Source organism: Bdellovibrionales bacterium (assembly GCA_019750295.1).
Taxonomy (GTDB): Bacteria; Bdellovibrionota; Bdellovibrionia; order Bdellovibrionales; family JAGQZY01; genus JAIEOS01.
In genome coordinates, this window is the sequence record JAIEOS010000117.1 from 67,193 (window position 1) to 73,633 (window position 6,441).

A 6,441-nucleotide genomic window follows, 5' to 3' on the forward strand; every position below is an offset into this window, starting at 1 on the left:
TTTGTTCGCAAAAGAGAGGATTCAAAAATAATATAAACATTCCTGTTAAGACGAGTGTATTAAATTCAGAAAGTTAGGCGATACGCCATGACATTTGGAGCAAAGAGGACAGGCGACCTTCCAGCCGATCTCCAGATTTCAAAGGGCCCACACCCGCTGGAGTGCCGGTCAGAATCAGATCTCCATCGCAGATCGGATAGGTTGATTTGATCGACGAGATCAAAGTTTCGAAATCAAAAATCATGTCTTTTGCAAAGCCATGCTGAACGGTTTTACCGTTGATTTTGAGCTCGAGCTCCAGATCTGCAAAATTTTCGATGCGATCCCAGCTGATCATTGGACTGACGGGACAGGCACCGGCAAAAGATTTGGCCTTCGTCCAAGGTTCGCCTTTTTTCTTGGCCTCCGATTGGGCATCGCGAGCGGTGAGATCGAGGGCCAAGCCCACGTGAGTCGGGTGTCCTTGAGCATTGATTCTGACGGCGATTTCACACTCGTGGTGAATGTCATTGGACCACCGAGGCAAATGAATCTCTGTCGTGTCGCTCCAGCAGCTTCCCGCTTTAAGGAAAATCAGTGGTGAACTCGGAACGGGATTGTTCAATTCCTTGGCGTGATCCCGATAGTTGCGACCGACACACCAAATGTTAAGCGGTTTACTCATGAATCTCCCAGCGTCCAGACTCGTCTCCCTCAATTTTTGTGAGCTTTAAGAATTCGGCGCAGCCAAAGAAGCAGAACATGGCGGGATTCGGATGAGTGGTTTTGAGCGTAAACACCGCGAGTTGGAGCCAATCGGAGTGACTCGCCACGAGAACAGTCTGGTGGGGATACCTTTGTGGAATTTCGTGAATAACGGCTTTCACTCGGTCCTCGAACTCGGCAGCCGATTCGATGGATTTTCTTTGGTCGAGTTGAGAATCAATCTCCACGGGAATTTGAAGTTTTTCCGCGAGTGGCGCTACCGTTTGCTGAGCCCGCGCCTTCGGCGAGGAAATAATGACGTTGACGTTTTGGAGGAGGCTTTCGGTGGCGAGCTGCTGGGCTTGGGCTTCGCCTTGGGTGCTTAAAGAGACATCACCGAAGCCTTGGTCTCGATCTCCGTGCCGGAGCAAAATTAACGTCGTCATGGAGTCCACTTTAGGCTGTGAAGCTGACCGACGCAAAAAGATTTTCTTACGCTCATCAGAAAAAATCTGTTAGCATGGCTGGGAAACAATGAGTAAGGGTCAGATTTACAAATTTATTTCAGCCAACGGCTTTATCCGGGCCTCCGCATTTGTTGGGACAGAACTTCTCAACGAAATGCGCGATATCCAAAAAACCTCGCCTCCGTCCACGATGGCTCTTGGCCGCGCCTTGTCGGGAGTGACGCTCTTATCGTCACTGCTGAAGAACGGGCAGGTGGTGTCCTTGCAAATTCAGTGTGACGGCCCGATGAAGATGCTTTTTGCGCAGGCCTCTTATGAGGGGCACGTGCGTGCTTTTATCTCCGAACCCCAGCTCCCGATGGCTGTCGAGGGGCACAAACTCATTCTTGCGCCACTGGTGGAGTCTGGAACTCTCACGATGACCACTTACCTTAGTGCCAACACCACTCCTCAGCGCAGTCAGGTGCTCATCGAAACGGGTGAGATCACCGAGGACATTGCTCATTACATTCGAACGTCCACTCAGACTCCGTGTGCTCTTTCCACGGGAATTTCGTTTGGCCCGGAGGGCGTAGTGAACGGCGCCGGTGGAATTTTAGTGGAAATGATGCCGGGACATACAGAAAATGACGCTCTCTTTGTGGAAAGAAGTTTAAACACCATCGGATCTCTATCGCAAATTTTTGCGGAGGGCACGAGCGCGGAGCAAGTGCTGCGCTTGTTGTTCGTGGGCCTTGAGGGAACTTATTGGGAACATCCCTTTCCTGTGGAGATTGTTTGCAGCTGCAGCTTAGATAAAGTTTTGAACTCGTTAAAACTTCTCGGCGAACAAGAACTTAAAAAAATCATTGAGGATAAGGAAGAGCCCTTGGAAGTGGGCTGCGAAATGTGCGGCAAAAAATATCAGGCGTTCCTTAAAGATATCAAAAACGTTTATAATGAGCTTAAAGGTCTCCACTAGATGGGGACACCGGTCTATTCGTCCTTCTCCGCATTTACCGCTGATCTATTTCAAAAATTCCCTCAGCGTCTGCGTGTCGCATATCCTTTGGGGCTGGGAAAACCCAATCAATTGGCGAATCTGATCTATCAGCACTATAAGGATTCTCCCGAGAGTCGGTTAGAGATTTTTAGCGCGCTCAGCCTGTCTTTACCGAAAGCCAAAAGTGAAGTGGAGGCGCGCTTTTTAAATCCATTCCTACACCGTCACTTTGGCGAGAACTACCCCGAACTGGAATACGTCAAAGACATCGTCGCCCAAAATGTTCCCGAAAATATTTCGGTGTATGAGTTCTACTATCAGGCGGGTGTGTATTCCCACAAACCCGAAGCTCAAAGAAATTATGTCAGCCTCAACTATACATTTGCGGCCCAACATATTTTCGAAAAGAATATCGATGCTATTTTGCAACTCGTTTCGAAAAATCCCGAGACGGGAAAGTATAGTCTGAGTTGCAATCCCGACATGACGTTAGATGTTGCCGACAAGTATCGCGCGGCGGGGAAACCGTTATTGGTCGTGGGAGTGGTCCATCCCGAACTCCCGTACATGGAAGGGGATGCCGAGGTCGATGCTGATTTTTTGAGTGCGGTGATCGAAACTCCGGAGCTCTCGCAGCCGTTGTTTGCACTTCCAAAAAATCATGTGGACGAAGTCGATCATATGATCGGTTGGCATGCCAGTCAGGTGGTGGCTGACGATGGGACTCTCCAGATTGGAATTGGCTCATTGTCCGACGCCCTCGTGCATTCGATGATTTTACGTCATCAAAAAAACTCTCTGTATCGCGAACTCTTGAATCGTTGGTGGCAAGCGCGAGGGATAAAACCTGATTTTATTTTGTTGGATGTGTTTGAAAAAGGCCTTTATGGCACCAGCGAGATGGTGATGGATGGATTTATGCATCTGCGCCGAGCCGGAATTCTCAAGCGCACTGTGCAAGATTTTTCCAAAGATGTTCAGCGCTTTTTGCACGGCGCATTTTTTCTGGGAAGTAAAGAGTTTTACCAGTGGCTTCGAGAGCTTTCGCCGTCCGAGCGCAAAGGCATCGGCATGACTCGCGTGTTAAAAATCAATGATCTTTACGACGAAAATGAGATGGCCCTCCGCCGACAAAGAAAAAATGCTCGGTTTTTTAATACTGGAATGTCGGCCACGCTTTTGGGCGAGATGGTCAGCGATACGTTAGAGGACGGCCAGGTGATTAGTGGAGTGGGCGGGCAGTATAATTTTGTAGCCATGTCTCATGAGTTGGCAAACTCGCGGTCTATTTTAATGATCAGAGCCACTCGCGGAGAAGGTGAAAACTTAAAGTCGAACATTCTTTGGAATGCGTCCCGAGTGACGATTCCGCGACACCTTAGAGATATTATTATCACCGAATACGGAATTGCGGATCTTCGGTTTAAGACCGATGAGCAGGTCATTCAAGCAATGATTGAAATCGCCGATACGAGATTTCAGGAAGATCTTCGTCAGACAGCGGTGAAGGCCGGCAAGCTGGATGAAAAATATCAAATTCCTCCTTGGGCCCGAAACAATACATTCGAAAATATTAAAGCCTTCACTCAAAGCGCTCAAGCGGCGGCGTTTGCACCTTTTCCGTTCGGAAGTGATTTTACTCAGGTCGAAGAATCTCTGGTTTTCGCTCTGTTGGAACTTAAAAGGCAGGGGTCCTTGTCAGGACGGATCTCGTTGATTGTCAAAGGTCTAAGAGCACGTGAGGGAAATTTCTCCGAGGAAATGAAGCGCATGGGCTTTAATCAACCTTTGGGGATTAAATCCTGGATCTACAAGCATGCGGTGCTTGGAGCCCTCGCGATTTCCCACGACAAATAGCGATGAGGCCCACCTATGGTCCGGTCGCAGTTTGATTGGGGCGGGCCTGTGATAATATAAGAAGATGCGAATTTCGAAATGGGTGTTCCTTTTTTTAGTACCTTTATCATCTGTTTATGCTGAATCACCTCCGGTGATTTCACCCCATGAAAAGTGTATCGTCGAAAGTAAACGTCAGGCCCACATTCGCACGAATTTTTCTTCGGATCCCTACGTTCGATTGATGGCGATCCTCGAGGCCAACGCACATGCACTGATCGGAGCTCGTTTTGGACTACAAGCGGGTTATATGGGGGCTCCTCGAGCGATCGATGCCCTTCGGGTTCGTGGGGCGATTCAAAGTCAGGTTTCGGCAGTGAGTACAGTGATTCGCAATCGAGAAAAATTATTCACCGAAAGCGCGCGGGCTCAAACCATCAGCCAAAAAGTGATTGATCCTTTGAGAGCTTCGCAGCCGGCGCTTTACGAAAGAATTATGGGCCCCCGGGAACGGCTCAATCAGTCCCCGGTCACGATCCAGCGCGAGCTTGCGAGCATTTCCGAATTGACGGCCTCTCAACGAGCCTCTCTCCAGGAGTATTTTAAAACTTTGAAGCGGATTGATACTTTTTCACGGCAAGTCACTCAAGGGGCCGCACGGCTAGGGCTCAGCAGCTCGCTCGGAGACGTATCGGCTTTGCAATACAAAATGCGGGAAGCCCGGATTGCTCGCGTCGCGCCGACCGCGCCCCAGATGCGAACACGTCAAGCCGTAGCGGGTGGAGCGATTGGCTTAGCGGCTGGAGGAGCCATGGGAATTATCGCCTCTCCTTATCTCGTAAAAAATAAATGCAGCGATGATTCTCCTATCGATATGTCTCAGGCTCGACTGCTCGGGGACTTCGTTGACGTTTCTATGGCCGATGCGTGTGAGTTTAGTTACAGAGGTGCGCAGAAGTTATTGGATATGTCGCCGACCGATCTCGAAAAGGTGTGCGAGCGCGTCCCTCAACTTCATCACATTTTGACGGCTCTCAATTCAAAAGCGGTGGACCGCATGCGCGGGGCCCCTAAGCCTGTACTAGAAAATGCCGATTGTCGGAGCGACGGGACTGCTGATTTTAGTTTTCGTCTCTCGAATGGAGTGAGTTACCAAGTGAATATGGGACTCCAAAAAACGGAAGTGAGAATGCAAGAGCCGGGTCGAACCTATCGGGGGCAGGACTCGCTGACTTGGTCTGTGCCGCGATCGTTTGAAGCGCGAGATTCGATCAGCTTACCTCGGTCTCATATGCAGGTCGATCCCACGGCAGGATTGCCCGGGCCGTGGACATCAGATTACGAAAAATTTATTTTGGATCGCATACGATTACCAATGCCGGAGTATGGGCCTCATCGTGAGCGAATTCAGGTGGGTCATGGAGTTTTGTTTGTGCGCCCTCTGCAGGGAGTGATTGGCCGGGTTTGCGAAATGATCGCGGCGAACGGGAGTTCAGGAGCGACCGAAAGCACAACCGAACAGTAGTTGTGCTTTTGAATCTTAAATTATTTTTTCTCGGTGTTCGCTGGAGCTTCGGCCTTTTCCGTTTTTACGGCTGGCTTTTCTGATTTCACAGCTTTGTCGATTTTCTCCGATTTTTTTCCTTCAGAGTAGGCCTGAAGCTCTTCGTAGCCTGGAAGCGAGGAGAGATCAGGAACAATCACGATCTCGATACGACGGTTTTGCGCTTTACCTTCCGTGGTTGTGTTGGAGCCAATGGGCTGGCTATCTCCGTAGCTGGCAGCACTCACTCGAGTCGCGGGCATTTGATTCTCCATCATCGTTTTTACCACGGTGAGAGCGCGGCTCGATGCGAGCTCCCAGTTCGAAGGAAACGCTGCGGTTTTGATCGGAACGTTGTCGGTGTGACCTTCCACTTGATATTTTTTATCAGGAATGGAAGCGAGCTGAGCGCTGACGTCTTTAATAGTTTGTAAACCTTTCTCAGATAAGCGGGCAGAACCGGAAGGGAAGAGAACATCCGAGCCTAAGCTCACAACCATTTTTCCATCGACAATACGAACCGAGAGCGTTCCGGCGTCGATGAGTTTTTTAAACCGAGCGGTGAGATCTCGAAATTCTTCAAGACGTTTTTTTTGCTCGTCTTCGCGGGCTTGCATTTCACGCATAGCTTTTTTCATGTCTTCCAAAGACATCTGCAATTGACCGCGATCTTTTTCGAGCTGGATTTTTTCGTCGAGAGCCTGCTGGTAGGTTTTATTGGACACGCAACCCACCGCTAAGAGTACAAATAACGGGAATAAAATAAGTTTCATTAAATCTCCTTGATGTAAATTCAAACTGCGAATTTAGTGTATGTCCCCCCTCCCCCGGGTCAACAAAAAGGTTCCAGCTCCCTGCGTGCACTTTTTTAAACAAGATGTTTAAAAAAGTGCACGCAGGGAGCTGGAACCTTTTTGGGAACCTTTTTG

The 6,441-nt window shown here is 49.3% G+C and carries 6 protein-coding genes; 3 read left to right on the plus strand and 3 right to left on the minus strand.

The features are described from left to right. Positions 1-73: 73 nt before the first annotated feature. A complete protein-coding gene (locus K2Q26_14705) occupies positions 74-664 on the minus strand; it encodes a fumarylacetoacetate hydrolase family protein (protein MBY0316769.1) in 591 nt (196 codons plus the stop codon). After that, complete coding sequence (locus tag K2Q26_14710) at positions 657-1,130, minus strand: histidine phosphatase family protein (protein ID MBY0316770.1); 474 nt, start codon at positions 1,128-1,130, stop codon at positions 657-659. The genes K2Q26_14705 and K2Q26_14710 overlap by 8 nt, the downstream gene beginning before the upstream one ends. A gap of 88 nt (positions 1,131-1,218) precedes the next feature. On the opposite strand from K2Q26_14710, the gene K2Q26_14715 reads away from it, so the two are divergent. The 3 genes from K2Q26_14715 (at position 1,219) to K2Q26_14725 (ending at position 5,494) form a co-directional block, all read left to right on the plus strand. Further along, on the plus strand, positions 1,219-2,112 hold the full coding sequence (locus tag K2Q26_14715; GenBank protein MBY0316771.1) for an Hsp33 family molecular chaperone HslO: 894 nt from the start codon (positions 1,219-1,221) through the stop codon (positions 2,110-2,112). Then, positions 2,113-3,990 carry an acetyl-CoA hydrolase gene (locus K2Q26_14720; GenBank protein MBY0316772.1) on the plus strand — a complete coding sequence of 626 codons (1,878 nt, stop codon included), beginning with the start codon at positions 2,113-2,115 and terminating at the stop codon, positions 3,988-3,990. It abuts the gene before it with no gap. A gap of 64 nt (positions 3,991-4,054) precedes the next feature. Beyond that, positions 4,055-5,494 carry a hypothetical protein gene (locus K2Q26_14725; GenBank protein ID MBY0316773.1) on the plus strand — a complete coding sequence of 480 codons (1,440 nt, stop codon included), beginning with the start codon at positions 4,055-4,057 and terminating at the stop codon, positions 5,492-5,494. A 20-nt stretch (positions 5,495-5,514) separates the two neighbouring features. Here the strand turns inward: K2Q26_14725 and K2Q26_14730 are convergent, their stop codons facing one another. Further along, entirely contained in the window at positions 5,515-6,285 is a 771-nt protein-coding gene (locus tag K2Q26_14730; protein ID MBY0316774.1) for an OmpA family protein, read from the minus strand. Positions 6,286-6,441: the final 156 nt, after the last annotated feature.

Bases quoted from the DNA above. Each gene is read 5' to 3' on its own strand.
- K2Q26_14730 (MBY0316774.1), bottom strand. From the start codon at position 6,285: ATGAAACTTATTTTATTCCCGTTATTTGTACTCTTAGCGGTGGGTTGC.
- K2Q26_14715 (MBY0316771.1), top strand. From the start codon at position 1,219: ATGAGTAAGGGTCAGATTTACAAATTTATTTCAGCCAACGGCTTTATC.
- K2Q26_14725 (MBY0316773.1), top strand. From the start codon at position 4,055: ATGCGAATTTCGAAATGGGTGTTCCTTTTTTTAGTACCTTTATCATCT.
- K2Q26_14705 (MBY0316769.1), bottom strand. From the start codon at position 664: ATGAGTAAACCGCTTAACATTTGGTGTGTCGGTCGCAACTATCGGGAT.
- K2Q26_14710 (MBY0316770.1), bottom strand. From the start codon at position 1,130: ATGACGACGTTAATTTTGCTCCGGCACGGAGATCGAGACCAAGGCTTC.
- K2Q26_14720 (MBY0316772.1), top strand. From the start codon at position 2,113: ATGGGGACACCGGTCTATTCGTCCTTCTCCGCATTTACCGCTGATCTA.